This window comes from Coleofasciculus sp. A1-SPW-01, from assembly GCF_040217205.1.
Lineage (GTDB): Bacteria > Cyanobacteriota > Cyanobacteriia > Cyanobacteriales > Coleofasciculaceae > Coleofasciculus > Coleofasciculus chthonoplastes_A.
In genome coordinates, this window is sequence record NZ_JAVJNP010000037.1 from 1 (window position 1) to 18,511 (window position 18,511).

The window sequence follows — 18,511 nt, forward strand, 5'->3', positions numbered from 1 at the left end:
TTGACTTCACGATAAGATTTTCCTTCCAAAATCATTTTTACCGCCAAGGCTCTTTTAATTTCTTTGGTCTCTTTTGTCTGATTGATAAAATTAGCCAATTCATCTATAATGTTCATCTTTTGTCTTTTTACTAGGGATGTGTTATTACTATTATATCTGTTGCGACCTATTTAGGGCTGCTATATATATTCATAGTGGGCTTCTTGGTGAAAAAATTCTGGAATTAATCTACTGGTTAGAGGATAAGTTTCCGTACCTAGCTGGACGGTTTGGTCAATATCCGCTTTTCCTCATTAAAAAGTGAAACTACTTGTTAGAAGTATGATGCGATGAAGCAACTCGTTTCCATTCTCATCCCTTGCTACAACGCAGAAGCATGGCTAGCCCAAACACTAGAATCTGCACTGGCGCAAACGTGGTCGCCTACAGAAATTATCGTTGTTGATGATGGCTCGAAAGACCGTAGTTTAGCAATTGCCAAGGCGTTCGAGTCGCGTGGCGTCAAGGTCATCACTCAGCCAAACAAAGGAGCCAGCGCTGCTAGAAATCGAGCGTTTCAAGAATCCCAAGGCGATTTTATCCAGTATCTGGACGCCGACGATCTGTTTGCACCTGACAAAATAGAGCGCCAGGTGCAACTTCTGGCAAATGAGAATTGTAATTGTGTAGCTGCCGGAGAATGGGCGAGATTCTACAAAACTCCCTCAGACGCTTTGTTTATCCCTCAGCCTTTGTGGGCAGATATGTCACCTGTTGAATGGTTGGTTTGCGCTGGAAACAGGGGCTGGATGATGCACCCTGCCGCTTGGTTAGTTCCGCGCCAAATTGCTGAAAAAGCTGGTATTTGGAACGAAAATCTCTCTTTAGATGATGATGGTGAATACTTTGGCCGGGTTGTCCTAGTAAGCGAGGGGGTCAAGTTTTGCCAAGGTGCTAGAACTTACTATCGATCTGGACTTCCCATCAGTCTGAGTGGTTCAAAGTCGCCTGCTGCTTATGAATCAGCCTTTCAGGCTATAGAACTGAGTACGCAAGCCTTGCTATCCAAAGAAAATAGCCCACGTACACGCCACGCCTGTGCAACAAAATTACAACGCTTCATCTACGAAGTTTATCCGGATGTACCAGAACTTCGGAAGTATGCAGAAATGAAAGTCCAGCAACTCGGTGGTTCCAAGTTAAAACCTCGTGGAGGCCCGATGTTTCAACTGTTGTCTCAGATAGTGGGATGGCAGCAAGCGAAGCATATCCAAAAACTTGTGTACCGATATGGCTATAGTGAGGTTGCTGTGGGATGGAAATTGGCGAAGCTCAGAGAACGAATAGACTATCGTCTGAGTGCTGGCAAAGTTTCACAAACTAAAGCTAATAGGTGCGACAAGTAGTTCATCATGGCTATTTTTAGAAGTCAATAATGCTTAATATGTAGTCAATGTTGCCGATACTGAGAAACAGCAACTAGGTGTTAACTGATCAATCTTTTTATTTAGCTAAAATTAATAACCATGAACAAACAAATTAAAAATCTACCTAATTTTATTATTATTGGCGCACCTAAATGTGGAACTACAGCTATCTTCAATTATCTCAACCAGCATCCACAAATTTATATGCCTTCCTGTAAAGAACCACACTTTTTTTCTTTTGAAGGTGAAAATAAACCCCATTGGGGTATCCCAAATCTTGAAGCTTACGGTACTCTCTTTGAGGGAGTCACTGATGAAATAGCTATTGGTGAAGCATCCACTTGGTATCTTTACAGCAAAACAGCATCAGAGAGAATACAGTATCACTTACCAGAAGCAAAATTGATTGCTATTCTACGCAACCCTGTTGAGAGAGCTTATTCTAGCTGGGCGTTTCGCGTTCAATGTGGCTGGGAATCTATCACTAATTTTGAGCAGGCACTGCAAGCAGAGCAAAGTCGTATATGTGATAACAGGGAGTGGGACTTTCATTATTTACAATCTGGATTTTACTATACCCAAATTAAGCGCTATTTTGACCTGTTTCCTAGAGAACAAATTAAGATTTATCTTCATGAAGATCTAAAAGCCGATCCTGTAGGATTACTACAAGATATTTTTCAATTCCTGAACATAGATAGTAATTTTGTGCCTGACGTTTCAGTTAAGCATAATATAACCAGCTCTCCTAGAAACAACTACCTCAAACTATTTCTTGCCCGAAAAAGTAGACTTAAGTCTATCGTAAAGTCAATAATACCCAATAAGTTAAGGCAGAACGTTGTCGTACAATTAAGGCAATATAATCGAGTCAAGCCATCTCCGTTGTTACCAGATATTCGGCAGCGTTTTAGCCAAGTATGTAAAGAGGATATCTTAAAGCTGGAAAATCTAATTGAACGCGATCTTTCAAATTGGCTTTAGCCAATTAGCCTACTGGGAGTTATGCATAATGGCTAAAATTCTGATTTTGATCGGCGCTCATCTGTGTACTGCTCCTCGACCCCAGAAAGAAGCAGAAACACTCGCGAATGCTGGTCACGATGTTACAGTGCGTGGCTTTTGGTTTGACCCAGAACTGGTAAAGCGCGATCGCATCCTTTTCGCCAACAAGAAATGGCGATTTGAACCCATTGTTGACTTTCAACCCACTCACCGCCTCCACAATTGGAAAATCCGACTCCAAAGCCGTCTCGCTAAAGAACAGTTTCAGCAATTTGGCATTTTTTCACCAGGATTACTAGGCTACGGGGTAAAGGCAATGCTAAAAGTTGCCCGTCAAGCTTGTGCTGATCTAACCATTGTGCATTCAGAAGCAGGACTTTGGGTCGGTAATCAACTCCTCAATGAAGGCTTCCGCGTGGGAGTAGACTTTGAAGATTGGTTTTCTGAAGATCTCCCACCCACAGCTCGTGCTGCCCGACCAATCGCCCAACTCAAAGCCTTAGAAAGCCGTCTTGCCCGTGAGTGTATCTACTGCCTCACGACTTCCCATGCTCTAGCTGAAGCTCTAGCTGAGGCTTATCAGGCACCAAAACCAACAGTTATTTACAACACCTTTCCTTGGGCAGAGCGAGAGCAAATCGATCGCCAAAAACGCGATCGCAAGAATTTAAAGTTATCCTCTCTTCATTGGTTCTCCCAAACTATCGGACCTGGACGGGGACTAGAAACCCTCTTCCAGGCACTCCCTCACCTACATATACCCGTAGAAATTCATTTACGGGGCAACTACCCGGAAAGCGCTCGTCAATGGTTAGAACCACTGGTGACATCAGAATGGCGCGATCGCATCTTCATTCATCCCACCGTCCCCAATGCCGAATTACTATCCCGCATCGCTGAACATGATATCGGTCTGGCTTTGGAGTATACAGATATTCCTAGCCGCAATCTCACGGTAACCAATAAACTCTTTCAGTACCTACAAGCTGGTCTAGCGGTAATTGCCACTGACACTGCTGGTCAGCGAGAGATACTTTCCCAACAGCCTGCGATCGGTCGATTAATTCCCAGTCAAAATCCTGTTGCACTTGCCCAAGCCTTGAAAGACTTACTATGTACTCCTGAAAGATTGAAGACGACAAAAGCTAATTCTTTAAAAGTAGCCCAAGAAAATTTGTCTTGGGAAAATCAAGTAGAAGTCATCCTAAAAACTGCTAATTTCCTTTTAGGAAGTGATCCATTGTCCTACTCAATTTTAATCATGCAACCAAGTATCAGTAATTTATTTTTTTCTAAACTTCATCAAATTTCCGCTTTACGAACAATCGCGAAAAAAATTCTTCGCGGATATACTCTCCGACAGCCTTTTCATAGCGGAATGATTTGCCTAGATGCGGTGGAACACTCATGGGCATGGACAGGTAGCCGCCGATACGAAACCTTTGACCGTGAATTACAAGACAAGTTGTTATCACTATCTCGAAATTACGAAATCCTGATTGATATTGGCTCTAATATTGGAACAATGAGCTTATCTGTATTGTTACGCAATCCCAATATAAAAGCCGTTTGTATCGACCCTAATTCCCGGGCTATTGCTTTATTGCAGAACTCCATTGGTCTTAACCAACTAACTGATAGGGTCGATTTTATTGAAGCAGCTGTATCGGCTGTAGATGGGGTCTTAACTTTTGATGAAAGTGGTTCTGTAACTGGACATGTTAGTCCATCAGGCAAACAAGTTAATAGTGTAAGCTTCGCACGATTAATCAATGAACAACTTTCACGCAAATGTCTGGTTAAAATTGATGTAGAAGGATTTGAAGTTAATTTGTTAAAACATTTAAGTAGTCTAATTAATTTAACTAATTTATGTTTGATCATAGAGTTACATCCCCTAGGTTTTAATACAATCGGCAATCCTAATGATTGCTTTAAAAGTTTGCTCGATTCTGGAGCTATTATTGAAGATATTAGAGATCAGCGTCTTCATCAAGTCGAAGACAAAAAATTTACTCAAGTTATAGCCAAGTGGTCTAATGAATGATGTAACCTTACAAATTAATCTTTCTCCAGGCGATATTGCCTACGCACAAATAACAATTCCAGCTTTAGTTAAAGCACATCGTGCAAGCGTGTACGAAATACTAGCAATTGTTGATTGTTGCCGCCCCAAAAAAACTAAAATTGTTGATCCAGATCGGCGTTTCCCTGAACCTGAGTTTCGACAAAGAGTGGATAAAATTTGCGCTATCGCTGAAGAACTTAAAGCAAAAGGGTATCTAGATCGAATAGTTTACCTGCATCCTGACAACTCTTTACAACCAATTCTCTCTCGTAAATACTTGGCTAACTGGGTAAGTGAGACGCATGACTATGGAGGTTGTGCGCTTATGGCTTACCTAGCAGCTTTTGAAGCAACCACTACTCGCCACCTTATCCACTACGATGCAGATATGCTGCTTTACCAAGCACCAGATTATGACTGGTCAGTTGAAGCCAAATATCTGATGGATAAAGAACATAAAGTAGTAGCGGCTAGTCCGAGAATCAGTCCACCATTTAGCCAAGAAAAAAATCTTCCTGATGCTCCTAGCTTACATGAAGATCGACCTCTGGTTCCAGTTGAATGGGGTTGGTATAATGATTGGTTTAGTAATCGCTGTTACTTGATAGATAAAGAAAAATTAAATAGTTATTTACCACTGATTCAAGGGCGTTTACTATTAGAAATATTAGCCGTAAAATATTTAAATCGTGGCTATCCCAGATCGCCAGAAATTATGCTTTTTAAGCGAATAGGACGTACTGGTGGTCGGCGACTTAACCTTAAATCTGAGCAAGCATGGCTTTTGCATCCCACCACTAAGCCATCTCGCTACATAGAGCTTCTACCACAGATTCAACAGCATATTTTAAAAGGTCAAGTCCCTGTAGAGCAGAGAGGTTTTGCAGACATAAATCTATCTGCCTGGGAAAATTTTCTCGCTAAATCATCCTGAAATGCGTATCTTACTCACTGCCGACCCCGAACTCCCAGTCCCCCCGCAACTCTATGGAGGTATTGAGCGCATCATCGATCTTTTAGTCACCAGGCTGCAAACTCACGGTCATACAGTTGGACTAGTCGCCCACCGTGACTCGACCTCACCAGCGCATCAACACTTCCCCTGGTCTGGTCTCAAGTCCCAAGATAAATTCGATGCCCTGCAAAACACGGCAGCTTTATGGTCAGCCGTCCGGCAATTTCAACCCGACCTAGTGCATAGCTTTTCCCGCATCCTCTATCTCCTGCCGCTTTTGCGCTCTCCCCTGCCCAAGGTAATGTCCTACCAACGCCGCCCTAGCCGTCGCACTACCAGTTGGGGTGTGAAACTGGCAAATGGTTCCCTCACGTTCACTGGATGCAGCGACCATATTTGTCGCCAAGGTCGAGCCTCTGGTGGTATTTGGCATCCCATCCATAATTGCGTAGAACTAGAAAAATACACCTTTGAGCCCACCGTTGCCCCCGATGCTCCCTTAGTGTTCTTGAGTCGGGTAGAACAAATTAAAGGGGCGCATAATGCTATTGCTGCTGCCCGAAACACTGGACGCCGCCTGTTAATTGCTGGCAACCACGGTACAACCGGAGAAGCCGGACGCTACTGGCAAAACCAAATCGTCCCCCACTTAGGCAAAGACGGAATTGAGTACGTCGGATCTGTTAACGATACCCAGAAAAACGTCCTACTGGGTCAAGCTGTCGCCATGATTGTACCGATTGAATGGGAAGAACCCTTCGGTATCGTCTTTGCCGAAGCCCTCGCCTGCGGTACGCCAGTCATTTCTTGTCCTTTAGGCGCCTTACCCGAAATTATCCGCCCTGGTATTGACGGCTATCTTGTCAGCAGTATTGAAGAAGCCTGCAGTGCCATCCAAAACTTACCTCAAATCGATCGCCGTAACTGCCGCCAACGCGCCGAAGATTGCTTTTGTGCCTCAGTGATTGTGGATAAGTACGAGCAACTGTACCTCAGTCTGATTCCTGCCAATCTCACAAACAAAAAGTCCAGCCATCTGGTGCAATAAATCTCAACGAGCGATAAGGGAGTCCTGATTGATTTAGCCCTGACTTGTATGAATAACCAGCCTACAGACAAGACAGACCTTGTTATCCTCCAACCTAACTATGGTAAATGCTTCTAACGACACGCCACGCCATTGCTCCCTGCCATTACCCCTAACCTGGTTACAACCCATTGACTTCCCCCACAAACTAGGCATTTGCGAGCGATTGTTTGGCAGTGCGATCGCTCATAGAGGCATCTGCTGGGTGCAAACCGAATCGGGTCTCCCCTGGAAACTCGACCTGACCAATCCGACTCACCGCTGGATTGTATATGGCAAATATGAGGGCGCTAACTTCCTCAACTGGGCAAAAAAATTCATTCCCCCCAATGGCATCATTGTCGATTCCGGGGCAAACATCGGTCAAATGCTGATGTATTTGGCTCAGTGGATACCCCAAGGCAAATTATTAGCCTTTGAACCGGGTAAAGCAGCAGCCGACTGGTTAGAGGAATGTCTAGTCACCTATCCCAATCTACCCGTAGAACTCCTCAGATTTGGTCTCGGCGCTGCACCCACTCAACTGCGCCTGCAAAATATCGGAGCCAATTATGGTCACGGTGCTTGGAATCAAATCTCTGAGACTGAGGGAGAAACAATCCAGATTGTGCGTTTAGCAGACGAGTTAGCTATCCGTTCCATTGAAACCGTTGATTTGTGGAAGTTAGACGTAGAAGGCTACGAAATTCCCGCTCTACAAGGGGCAGAAGAATTGTTAAAACAGCAGCGCATCCGAGCCATCTATGCCGAATCTGTTGATGAAAACGGTCAGCGAATTCGAGAGTACCTGAGTGCATTTGGATATCGCTGCCATCTTTTCGACCACAACGACCGACTCTACCAACCGTCTCAATTTCCTCCTCGTAGTAATGGACTTTTCTTACCTAGCTAAGTTGCTGGTCTTAACAGCCGTTGAAGTTATAGCTAAAGGTGTCAACCTTGAACCGTAAAGTTCTCATTGTCAGCCCTCATTTCCCACCGATTAACGCCCCCGATCATCAACGGGTGCGGATGTCTTTGCCCTACTTTGAAGAATTCGGCTGGGAACCTCACATTCTCACTGTGCGACCTGAGTGCGTTGAGGGCGTGCGTGACCCCCTACTAGAGCAGGCAGTCCCCAGCCACATCCCAGTCACCTGCACAGGAGCATTGCCTGTCAAATACACCAAGCGCATCGGTATGAGCAGTCTGAGCCTGCGGTGTTTTTTTCACCTGCTCCGAGCAGGCGATCGCATCCTCGCCAGAGAAAACTTCGATTTAGCCTATTTCTCAACCACTGCCTTTACCACAATGGCGATCGGTCCCAGATGGCGCAGCCGCTTCGGAGTACCTTACGTCCTTGACTTCCAAGACCCCTGGTTAAGCGACTACCACAAGCAGCCTAACTCATCTCGACCACCAGGCGGTCGCTATAAATATGGTTTTGCACAATTCATGGCACAAAGGCTTGAACCTAAAACCTTGCGTTGTGTCAGCCATGTCATCAGTGTGTCCCCAAAATACCCAAAAACCTTACTTGAGCGATATTCCTGGTTGCGCCAAGACCAGTTTACCGTCCTGCCCTTTGGTGCACCTGAAACAGACTTTGAGCAGCTTCCCTCCCTCAAGGTTCAGCAAAAAATCTTTGACCCCAATGATGGGAAACGCCATTGGGTTTATGTCGGTCGAGGTGGCGGCGATATGGCTTTGGCTGTGCGAGCATTATTCTCCAGCATCCAGTCCGAGCGCCATCAACATCCAGAACAATGGGATGCGGTCAAACTACACTTTGTCGGCACCAGTTATGCACCAGGAAATCGCGCTGTTAAAACTATACAGCCAATTGCCGAAGACCTAGGAGTTGCTGACATAGTAGAAGAGCATCTCCATCGCGTTCCCTATTTTGAAGCTTTACAGATTCTCACCGACAGCGACGCAATTTTACTCATCGGTTCCGACGATCCGGGCTACACTGCCTCTAAAATTTACCCCTGCATCCTAGCTCGGAAACCAATATTCGCCATTTTCCATCAACAGAGTTCCGTGGTAGAAATTTTGCGCCGCTGTAATCCGGGTCGAGTAATCACCTTCAACTCACAAGCTCGACCAGAAGATTTGCTCAAAGATATCGCGTATCAGCTCAATTGGTTGCTGTCTATCGTGAAAGGCTATCAACCTGAAACCAACTGGTCAGAGTTCCACCCCTATACAGCCCACGAAATGACCCGCAAACAATGTGCCATCTTTGACCGATGTCTGACGTTGCACGAGGGCGTGAAGAAAGCATGAACAGCCATCTCACACTAGTTCTCCAATCGCTGCTCAATCATCCAATTGTTGTCCGCCAACAACGACGACAGTTACTCCAAGCATTTTGGATAATCGTAACGGTTTTATTTCTTTTTGAACTTTACACGCTACAAACTCGCTCATTAGCTAGCATTGCGGGTGCCATTTTAATTGCGATCGCTGCCTTAGTTCCTGCTTATTTGTGGTGTTCCGGCAAAGCATTGGGATTACCCATATTTCCACTTTTCGCCCTGACTTATCTTTGGACTCACGCTATTCCCTTAGTCAGCAACCATCCCAAAGTTATACTTTACTCACCACAAGAGCATTTATTTGCCAGCGTCACCGTAGCGGGTTTTCTGGGATTAGCAACCTTAATCTGGTTTAACTTTGTCAAAACGTCTCCGCCTTTGCCGCCAGCTTATCGAGCCTTTAATGAGCAAAGCGGCAATAAATTTTTCTTGAGTGTTCTTGCGGCTGGTGTGCTGTTTAATATGTACTCATTGGGGGGATGGTTTTTTCTGGATGGAGGACTATTTTCTTTAATTCGCAGCGCTATACTAGGACTTAACGTCTTAGCCGTGTTCACATTATCTTTTAATGCTGGTGTCGGAAAATATTCAAAGCGAATGAATCGACTATTCTTTGCTTTGTTAGCATTATATATGATGACAAGTGCTGCTTCTCTACTTTTAGTCGGGGCGACTTCAATTTTCCTGATCGCGACAGTTGCTTTTATTTTGGGAAGTCGGCGAATGCCCGTATTACCAATAATTATAGTTGTAATTTGTTTGTCTTTGCTGCACTACGGTAAAGCAGAAATGCGAGCCAAATATTGGTTTGGCTCCCAAAATCGCTTTGTACAACCCTGGGAGTATCCAGGTTGGTATGCTGAATGGGTAGGTTATTCACTCGAATATTATAAAAATCAAAGGGCGAGTTCTCAATCTGGAGCAAGTCCTCAATCGGAGGAAAGAGCTTCATTTCTACAAAGAAGTAGTGTAATTCATATACTACTATTGGCTCAGAGAAAAACTCCGACAACTGTGCCGTATTTACAGGGAAAAACTTACATGATTCTGCCCCAGTTAATCGTTCCTCGTTTTTTAAATCCGAATAAGATTCGCAGCCACGAAGGGACTTATATATTAAACATTCATTACGATCTGCAAACTCGCGAGGCAACGTTTACAACTACAATTGGCTGGGGCTTGCTAGCCGAATCTTATGCCAATTTCGGTCTTTTAGGCTGCGCCGGATTAGCAATTTTTTTGGGTGCATTTTATGGAAAAGCTACAAGCTGGAGTCTGCATACACCCTTGATATCATCTCGTTCCCTTTTTTCTGTGCTGTTGATGAGTTGCGCTTTCCAAACAGAATGGAGTGCGGGTGTCTACTTTGCTGCGCTTTTTCAAGCCACTATGGTTTTAGTGGTAATTAATTTTGTTTTTATGAAAGTTTATAAAATCAAAGATTGTTTAGATATCAAGCGGGACAATAAAAGCCTGAATCACTCGAGTCAGGAATGGTCATGAACAAACTGGCAATCATTACTTCGCATCCGATTCAATACTACGCTCCTTTCTTTCGCAACATTGCTAGTGTGGCTGACTTTTCGTTTAAGGTTTTTTATCTCTGGAACTTCGGCGTCACCCAGCAAGTTGATGTAGGTTTCAAGCAAAGAATACAGTGGGATATCCCGCTATTATCTGGATATGACTATGAATTCGTTCCCAATATTAGTCCTAATCCCGGTACTAGCCACTTTTGGGGACTGCAAAACCCATCATTATTCAATCAAGTCAGGGTTTATAATCCCGATGCCGTCCTCTTGATGAATTATAACTACGCCAGTCTTTATAATTTTATCTGGCGCTGGAACTGCCGCAAAGCGCCGCTGTTGTTTCGGGGTGACTCCCATCGGCTTTTACCAATTACTGGTGCTAAACAATGGCTGCGTCGCAAGTTTATTACCCTGATTTATCGACGCTTTTCCGCCTGTCTTTATGTCGGTCAAGCGAATTATCATTACTTCCGTTACCACGACGTCCCCCCGGAAAACCTGTTTTTTGCCCCCCACGCCATAGACAACGATCGCTTCTTTTCTCAAGCCGAGGAAGCCAGTCGCCAAGCTAAGCTTTGGCAGCAGGAATTAGGAATTCCTGAAAACCATTCCGTTATTTTATTTGCTGGAAAATTTATATCTGTAAAGCGACCCCTAGATTTACTGCAAGCGTTTTTACAAGCCCACCTCTCTCAAATATCCTTACTGTTTGTGGGAACTGGTTCTTTAGAGAAAGAACTGCGTTCACATGCAGCCAATCATTCACACATTCATTTTGCTCCTTTTCAAAACCAAACTCTCATGCCTCGTACATACGCTATAGCTGATTTGCTAGTCTTGCCTAGCTACAGCGAAACCTGGGGGCTGGTGATTAACGAAGCGATGTGTATGTCTCGCGCTGCGATCGCGAGTACTCATGTAGGCTGCGCTTCCGATTTAATTCAACCCTACAGAAATGGATTGATTTTTCCAGCCGGTGACGTGTCGGCACTTGCTACTTGTCTACAAGAAGCTTTTTCAGATAGAGAGCGATTAAAGATGTGGGGAGAAGAAAGCCGCAAAATTATCACTCATTATAGCTATACCCAAACAACTCAAGGTTTAAAAGAAGCCCTAGTCCATCTGGGGGTACTTTGTCCAAGCCAGTAGTTCATCACCAACAGCACACGTTATCCTATGTTTTGTGCAAAATGTCAGCCCTTGCCAATCAGACTCGCCTACACCTTTGGTTTCCAAATATATTTGAGTTTAAAGGAGGCATCCAAGTTTATTCTGCCTTTTTGCTAGAAGCTCTGCAAACAACTTACCCCAAGGTTCAGTATGATGTATTCTTAAAACACGACACTCGCTGTCCCAGTAATGTATCACTTCTGTGCAATACTAATACTAATTTTCACTATTCCGGATCGTTGCCTCTAGCCCTACGCACTCCCGGTTTTGCTGCCCAAATTTTGGGACTTGGACTCTGGCAACGCCCTAAGTTAGTAATTGCTGCTCATCTCAATTTCACAGTAGCTGCTTACTGGTTGAAACAACTCACAGGTGTCCCTTACTGGACAATTGCTTATGGTATAGAAGCCTGGAATATTCAACGTCAAGACTTGCAAACTGCTTTACACCATGCAGATCGTATTCTTTCTATCAGTGGTTACACTCGCGATCGCCTGATCCAAGAGCAAAATCTTGACCCAGCTAAAATTTCACTTTTGCCATGTACCTTTGATCCAAGTCGCTTTCAGATTTCTGCTAAATCGACTTACTTATTAGAGGAATACAGCCTCAAACCAGAACAACCCATTATCTTGACAGTCTCACGGTTAGCAGAAGCTAAACGATACAAGGGATACGATCAAATTCTGGAGGCACTCCCTCAAATCCGTCAAGCAATTCCCAATGTTCATTACATAATTGTTGGTAAAGGGAAGGATAAACCTCGCATCGAGCAATTAATTGCTCAACTGGGACTGCAAGATTGCGTGACACTGGCAGGATTTATACCTGACGAACAATTAAGCGACTATCACAATCTTTGTGACGTTTTTGCCATGCCTAGCAAACTAGAAGGGTTTGGTATTGTCTATTTAGAAGCTTTAGCCTGTGGCAAACCCGCACTGGGGGGCGATCAGGATGGGGCGATTGATGCCCTGTGTCATGGTGAGTTAGGAGCTTTAGTCGATCCCGATGATGTGGACGCGATCGCCCAGACTCTCATCCAGATATTACAGCGAACTTACCCCAATCCACTCATGTATCAACCTGAAGCACTACGTCAGGCGGTTATCGACAAGTTTGGATTTGACCGCTTCAAGCAGAAGCTTGTTGAATTAATGCAAGATTATGCCGATATTTATATTACGGGCAGCCCATCATAATCTCTTGATTATTTCTCTGAGTAATAATTATTAGTATTTGCATAAAATCGGAATAATTTTGTCCTGATTTCTAGTATCCATCGTGAATGACTAAGTGACTCAGCCAGCCGAGATAGCTGGCATATTCCTTGGCTGGGATTCCAGTGACTTTTAAACAACTTCCACACACCCCTCTATCAACACCAGAAACGGCAGTAACTCAACCACGAGTTTGTCATGTCGTGGCAAGCATTAATGAATCTACAGGAGGTCCAGCTTTATCCGTCACTAGCTTAGCTCAAGCCCTTGCTGCACAGGGAGTGTTCTCCCATTTACTTACACTTGACTATCAACAAAGAGGTCGCCAAGCTCCAGCAGTAGGTGTCAGGTTACACAACTATCCTGCGACCTTACTTAGCTGGTATATACGAGGCTTTCAGCCTAATGCTAGCCATGCTCTGTGTCAATTAGCTTCAACCGAATTGGATTTAATTCACAACCACGGCTTGTGGATGTTTCCCAATCTTTATGCCCGTAAAGCCGCTGTGATAAATCGTCTGCCATTGGTGATTTCTACCCGAGGCATGATTGAGTCGTGGTCATTGAAGCGCAGCCGAATAAAGAAATGGTTGGCATGGGTTTTGTATGAACAAGAAAACTTGAAAAATGCGACAGCTTTTCATGCTACTTCCTGGGAAGAAGTAATTTCTATTCGTCGGCTTGGATTTGAACAGCCAATTGCTTTAATTCCCAATGGAGTCTATTGTCCGGACTTATGTGAGCCAACAAATCGAGAAATATTGACACAGATATTCCCAGAACTATCTGCCAAAAAGTGGCTACTTTTTTTGTCGCGGATTCATCCTAAGAAAGGCTTAGACAACTTACTGCAAGTTTGGCAGAAGTTAGCAGCTAAGTTTCCTGACTGGCATCTTTTGATTGCTGGTCCCGATCAGATTGGCTATCAAAGGAAACTAGAGTCTATGACAGTAGAGTTAAGTCTAGAGAAGCGAGTTACTTTTACCGGAATGCTTTCTGGAGAAAAGAAAGCGGCTGCTCTGAGGAACGCTGACCTATTTGTTTTACCAACTCATTCAGAAAACTTTGGCATTGCTGTAGCCGAAGCACTCGCTCATGCAATTCCAGTAGTCACGACCAAAGATACACCTTGGCAAGATTTATCCACCTATGAATGCGGCTGGTGGATAGACAACAACCAAGACGCACTAGCTCGTGCTTTAGCTGAAGGGATGCAGTTGTCTTCCCAAGAACGCAAAATCATGGGTTTAAAAGGTCGAAATTTAGTGGAAACTAAATACTCCTGGGATTCTATATCTAAGGAAATGTTAAGCGTTTACCACTGGATTCTGGGTCATGGTGATCCTCCTAGTTGTATTCAGTTTGACGTTTCTTACTGAGGGTCCAAGATGAAAATTTCTATCGTTACAGGTCCTTGGTTTCCGGTTCCGACATTACAAGGAGGAGCAGTACCGCGTCGCTGGCAAGGTGTGGCTGAACAATTTGTGGCTATGGGTCATCAAGTAACTATTGTATGCCGCTCCTACCCCAGTCAGCCTCAACAAGAGATTCTTAATGGTGTGAAGTATTTCAGATATAGTGGATTTCCTCAAAGTCGGTCAATTACTTGGGATTTACTCAAAGACTTGGCTTATGCTTTGTTAGTCTTACCAGTGTTACCTCGTGCTGACATTTTAGTTATTAATGATTTTTGGTTACCTGTCTTCGCATCTACACTACGTCCTGATGCAGGTCGAGTCGTAATTAATGCCGCTCGATTTCCTAAGGGACAATATCATCTATACGCTAGCGCAGACCGATTTGTTGCTCCATCTAAAGCCATTCAAGAAGCCATTGCTAAACAATGTCCACCTGCTACTTCTCGGCTTCGGGTTATTCCTAATCCAATCAACACCCGCCTGTTCTATCCACCTGTTTCACCACGTCCTATAAAGAAGGATAAAACTATCTTGTATGCAGGTAGAATTCACCCAGAAAAAGGTATTCACCTCTTGCTCGATGCTTTTGCCATCTTATGCCAAGATTTCTCAGATGTAAAATTGCGGATTATTGGTCCGTTCAGGCAGAACCAAGGTGGTGGTGGAGAAGATTATCTGCATAGCTTAAAAATCAAAGCTCAAGAATTACCTGTTGAGTTCTCTGAACCGATATTTGATGGTAAAAAGTTAGCTGAAGCCTACCGCAATGCCGATTTATTTTGTTATCCATCACTAGCTGACAAAGGAGAATCGTTTGGGGTTGCTCCTTTAGAAGCAATGGCTACAGGTTTAGTGCCTATAGTCTCTAATCTGGACTGCTTTAGAGACTTCATTGAAGAAGGTAAAACTGGATACTTTTTCAATCACCGTAGCCCTAATGCGGCTAAAAATCTCTCATCCACTTTGGCTTCAGCGCTACTTAATCATAAAGCAACTGGCAAAATGGCTATCAATGCTTCACGAAATGCTATTTGTTTTAGTTACGCAAGAATTGCCCAACTCTATTTGACTGAATTTGAAGAATTAATCAAACAAGGATAACTCAGAGACAACTATGCAAAAAGATAAAATTCAAAATTTTTATGAGAAAGTGTACACCGAATACTTGTCTGATATTTCTGGTGAATTTGAAGGTTATGAAAGGAATAAGGTATTGAAAAAAATTTATCGACAAGGTTATGGGAAGCGCTTATTAGATATAGGTGCTGGTCGTGGTACGGTCAGCAATTTTTTCATGGAAAATGGCTACGAAGTCTATGCCTTGGAATGGAATGCGGCTGGCGTAGATAAACTCATAAAACTTGGCATTAGCGCCATCCAGAAAGACATTGAAGATATCCCCTATAATTACGAAGATAATTTTTTCGATGAAGTATTTTGGGGAGACAACATCGAACATCTATTTTTCCCTGAAAAGGTTGCTAGGGAAATTCATAGAATTCTCAAACCGGGCGGACGACTTGTTCTGAGCACTCCTAATCATGGTTGGATTGTCAACCGCTTCTACTATTTACTCATGGGTGTACCCAGAAGAACAGAGGGACATAAAATTCCCATTTGGGAATGGCAGCACATTCGATATTTCAACAAAGCTGAAATTAGACACTTTTTAAACCATTGCGGATTCCAGAAAAATTTTGCTTTTCATGGAGCAGAGCGCCGACAACCATTTGCGGCTTTGAGTCGGTATTTTCCCTCACTTTTAGGCTCTGTAATGGTGGTTGAAGTTCGTAAATAAACAGATATGCTAGAAAAAATCACTCCTCTTATTCTTACCTTCAATGAAGCCCATAACATCGATCGCACTCTGGCAAAACTCACTTGGGCAAGGCAAATCGTCGTTATTGACAGCTACAGTACCGACGAAACCTTGGACATGGTAAAGTCTTATCCGCAAACCCAAGTCTTTCAGCGGCAGTTCGACACCCATCACAACCAGTGGAACTACGGCTTGTCACAAGTCACAACTGAATGGGTACTCTCCCTCGATGCTGATTACTTCCTCACCGACGCACTGATTGCTGAACTTGCGTCTCTTCCCACAGATTCCCCTATAGATGGCTACTTCGCCCGGTTCAAATATTGCGTATTTGGCAAGCCATTGCGGGGAACATTGCTTCCGCCTCGACAAGTTCTATTCCGACGGGAAAAATCTATCTATCTCGATGACGGACATACCCAGCTACTTCAAATAAGAGGCGAGTCTGGTATGCTCAACTCCTATATCTACCACGACGATCGCAAACCTCTAAGCCGCTGGTTATGGGCGCAAGACCGCTATATGCTGATTGAAAATAAGAAAATCCTGGAAACGTCTCCTGGTGAACTTAGCTTAGGCGATCGCATTCGGCGGCAAAAAATTCTCGCTCCCTTCGTCATCCTGTTCTACTGTCTGATCTTCAACCAAGGTATTCTCGACGGTTGGTATGGCTGGTATTATGCACTCCAGCGAACCCTGGCAGAAATCCTACTCTCCATTCGTCTAATCGAAATGGAAAAATTTGCATCTCAAGCACCCACTACGTCGGACAGATCTGTCTCCAACAGAATCGCAGCAACATCTACCCAATCGGTTAACCCTTCTGTCTTGGTGGAAAAATAAACTCAATCTGCCAGAATACATCTCTCATACAAGCCATGGCATGTCTTTATATCACTGCCTTATCTGAATAAGTTGGGTTTCGTAGCTTACCTCAACCCAACCTAAAAAATTGACATGCACCCAATGTTACAAGAGGCTGACAACAGCGGATTTGGTATTATCCTCCTGTTCCTTGACCCATTGTATTCGTTTTACGTCCTTTTCTCCCATCTCTTCCATTAGGGCTTGATGCAAACTCTGAAATGACTGACTTATGCAATACGTTAGAATACTCTTGTGCAATCAAATCAGGAGTAAAATGAGATTGTAAATACCGACGACCCGCTTCACCCATACGCTTGACTAATCGTTCATCTGTGGACAACTGTTGAATAAATTCTGCCAAACCTTTCGCATCACCATTACTGAACGCTGCACCACATTCAGCCTCCGCAATCAGCGCCTGTAAATAAGACTGAGGTTCACAAATCGCAGCAATTGGACGTCCTGCGGCTAAGGCGGCATAAAGTTTACTGGGGGCGACTAAACCTTCCATCCCTGAACTAATGCTAACTAAGGATAAGTCCCCTGAAGTAAGTGAATAGGGTAGGTTTTGTTTATCTTGATAGGGTAAAAAGCGACAATTCCTTAAACCCAGTAGACGAGTTTGGGCTTCAAAGGCTTCCCGCTTAGCACCATTACCAATAAACACAAACAAAATTGGCTTATGTTGTAACAGTTGGGCAGCGTTGAGAATCGTTTCCATATCATGACAGCGACCCATATTTCCGGAATAGAGTACCGTAAACCGATCAACTAGATTGAAGTTTTGGGCAAACCAATTATCCTGTTTAGCAATGGGTACAATCCAATTGGCATCTGCCCAATTATGAATAACGGTAATTTTGTCGTTCAGGGCGGGACATTTAGCGGCGATACGATTTTTCATCGAAGGACTCAAGACCACAATTTGTTGAGCCTGTTTCCAAATATGGCAGTTCACTGTATTCCAGAATTTGACCAGCCAGTGGCGATGAGACACAACATTGAGTTCGACTGCAACATCTGGATATAAATCATAGACTAAACAAACATAAGGGAGTCCAAATAACTTTTTCGCTAAATATCCCAAAATGGGCAAAAACGGCGGAGCAGTGGTTAACAGGAGTATGTCCCCCCGACTACGGGTTCTGAGTAAATGCAGTCCAGCCCGCAAACAAAATATTAGTCCATTCAAGGCTTTACCGCGAATACGTTTTGACCAAATCCGAGTCGCTCGCGATCGCTGAACGATCAGTTGCTGAAAATACTCCCTTGCTGGTGCTGACTGGCTGTTAAATGCATAACCCGGTTGTCCAGTAAACACTCGCACAGACAAACCTTGTTTGCCTAACTCGACAGCCAGTTCTTCTATTAGCTGTCCGGTTGCGGCGTAGTCAGGGGGGTAATATTGAGTTAAGATCGATAAACGGAGGGATTTACTATGCCGTAGGGGAGTCTCACTATTGCTCATGTTTCTGTGTTACTGACTGGGATTTAAAATAGATATCAAATTACGCTAAATTTTACACATTAATTTACCAATATCCGGATCGCATCAGCACTCAATCGTCTAACTTTGTTGACTATTTATTTTACCCCAATTTAAACCTAATTTTTATTTTTGCATGGTTAAATTAATACGTGAATTTTAATAAAGATTACAAAAA

15 protein-coding genes and 1 pseudogene are annotated in these 18,511 nt (G+C 43.7%); 14 read left to right on the forward strand and 2 right to left on the reverse strand.

The genetic code is table 11. The features are described 5' to 3' along the window. Positions 1–116: pseudogene (locus tag RH949_RS06295) on the reverse strand (IS630 family transposase); the annotation flags it as partial. A gap of 213 nt (positions 117–329) precedes the next feature. On the opposite strand from RH949_RS06295, the gene RH949_RS06300 reads away from it, so the two are divergent. The 14 genes from RH949_RS06300 to RH949_RS06365 all read left to right on the forward strand — a co-directional run bounded on the left by RH949_RS06300 (position 330) and on the right by RH949_RS06365 (position 16,823). Further along, positions 330–1,385 (forward strand): glycosyltransferase family 2 protein, encoded by a 1,056-nt coding sequence (locus tag RH949_RS06300; protein WP_446352257.1) that lies wholly within the window; start codon positions 330–332, stop codon positions 1,383–1,385. Between the two features lie 120 nt (positions 1,386–1,505). Next, the gene (locus RH949_RS06305; RefSeq protein WP_446352258.1) at positions 1,506–2,390 is read left to right on the forward strand and encodes a sulfotransferase domain-containing protein; all 885 of its coding nucleotides are present in this window, start codon (positions 1,506–1,508) and stop codon (positions 2,388–2,390) included. A gap of 28 nt (positions 2,391–2,418) precedes the next feature. Continuing rightward, complete coding sequence (locus RH949_RS06310; RefSeq protein WP_446352259.1) at positions 2,419–4,458, forward strand: FkbM family methyltransferase; 2,040 nt, start codon at positions 2,419–2,421, stop codon at positions 4,456–4,458. Beyond that, on the forward strand, positions 4,451–5,413 hold the full coding sequence (locus tag RH949_RS06315) for a hypothetical protein (RefSeq protein ID WP_446352260.1): 963 nt from the start codon (positions 4,451–4,453) through the stop codon (positions 5,411–5,413). Before RH949_RS06310 ends, RH949_RS06315 begins: the two co-directional genes overlap by 8 nt. A 1-nt stretch (position 5,414) precedes the next feature. Beyond that, positions 5,415–6,482, forward strand: a complete 1,068-nt coding sequence (locus tag RH949_RS06320; protein WP_446352261.1) for a glycosyltransferase — start codon at positions 5,415–5,417, stop codon at positions 6,480–6,482. Positions 6,483–6,582: 100 nt separating this feature from the next. After that, positions 6,583–7,413 carry an FkbM family methyltransferase gene (locus tag RH949_RS06325; protein ID WP_446352262.1) on the forward strand — a complete coding sequence of 277 codons (831 nt, stop codon included), beginning with the start codon at positions 6,583–6,585 and terminating at the stop codon, positions 7,411–7,413. Positions 7,414–7,451: 38 nt separating this feature from the next. Then, positions 7,452–8,789 (forward strand): glycosyltransferase, encoded by a 1,338-nt coding sequence (locus RH949_RS06330; protein ID WP_446352263.1) that lies wholly within the window; start codon positions 7,452–7,454, stop codon positions 8,787–8,789. Further along, a complete protein-coding gene (locus tag RH949_RS06335; RefSeq protein ID WP_446352264.1) occupies positions 8,786–10,324 on the forward strand; it encodes a hypothetical protein in 1,539 nt (512 codons plus the stop codon). The genes RH949_RS06330 and RH949_RS06335 overlap by 4 nt, the downstream gene beginning before the upstream one ends. Further along, positions 10,321–11,502: a glycosyltransferase family 4 protein gene (locus RH949_RS06340; protein WP_446352265.1), complete on the forward strand. Its 1,182-nt coding sequence runs from the start codon at positions 10,321–10,323 to the stop codon at positions 11,500–11,502. The genes RH949_RS06335 and RH949_RS06340 overlap by 4 nt, the downstream gene beginning before the upstream one ends. Before the next feature lie 41 nt (positions 11,503–11,543). Continuing rightward, the gene (locus RH949_RS06345) at positions 11,544–12,725 is read left to right on the forward strand and encodes a glycosyltransferase (RefSeq protein ID WP_446352278.1); all 1,182 of its coding nucleotides are present in this window, start codon (positions 11,544–11,546) and stop codon (positions 12,723–12,725) included. Positions 12,726–12,868: 143 nt separating this feature from the next. Beyond that, complete coding sequence (locus tag RH949_RS06350; RefSeq protein ID WP_446352266.1) at positions 12,869–14,122, forward strand: glycosyltransferase; 1,254 nt, start codon at positions 12,869–12,871, stop codon at positions 14,120–14,122. Between the two features lie 9 nt (positions 14,123–14,131). Further along, on the forward strand, positions 14,132–15,262 hold the full coding sequence (locus RH949_RS06355; RefSeq protein ID WP_446352267.1) for a glycosyltransferase family 4 protein: 1,131 nt from the start codon (positions 14,132–14,134) through the stop codon (positions 15,260–15,262). A gap of 13 nt (positions 15,263–15,275) precedes the next feature. Further along, a complete protein-coding gene (locus RH949_RS06360; protein ID WP_446352268.1) occupies positions 15,276–15,959 on the forward strand; it encodes a class I SAM-dependent methyltransferase in 684 nt (227 codons plus the stop codon). Positions 15,960–15,965: 6 nt separating this feature from the next. Further along, positions 15,966–16,823 carry a glycosyltransferase family 2 protein gene (locus RH949_RS06365; protein ID WP_446352269.1) on the forward strand — a complete coding sequence of 286 codons (858 nt, stop codon included), beginning with the start codon at positions 15,966–15,968 and terminating at the stop codon, positions 16,821–16,823. Between the two features lie 157 nt (positions 16,824–16,980). On the opposite strand, the gene RH949_RS06370 is transcribed toward RH949_RS06365, so the two are convergent. Next, positions 16,981–18,315: a glycosyltransferase family 4 protein gene (locus tag RH949_RS06370; protein WP_006101319.1), complete on the reverse strand. Its 1,335-nt coding sequence runs from the start codon at positions 18,313–18,315 to the stop codon at positions 16,981–16,983. Between the last annotated feature and the right edge of the window lie 196 nt (positions 18,316–18,511).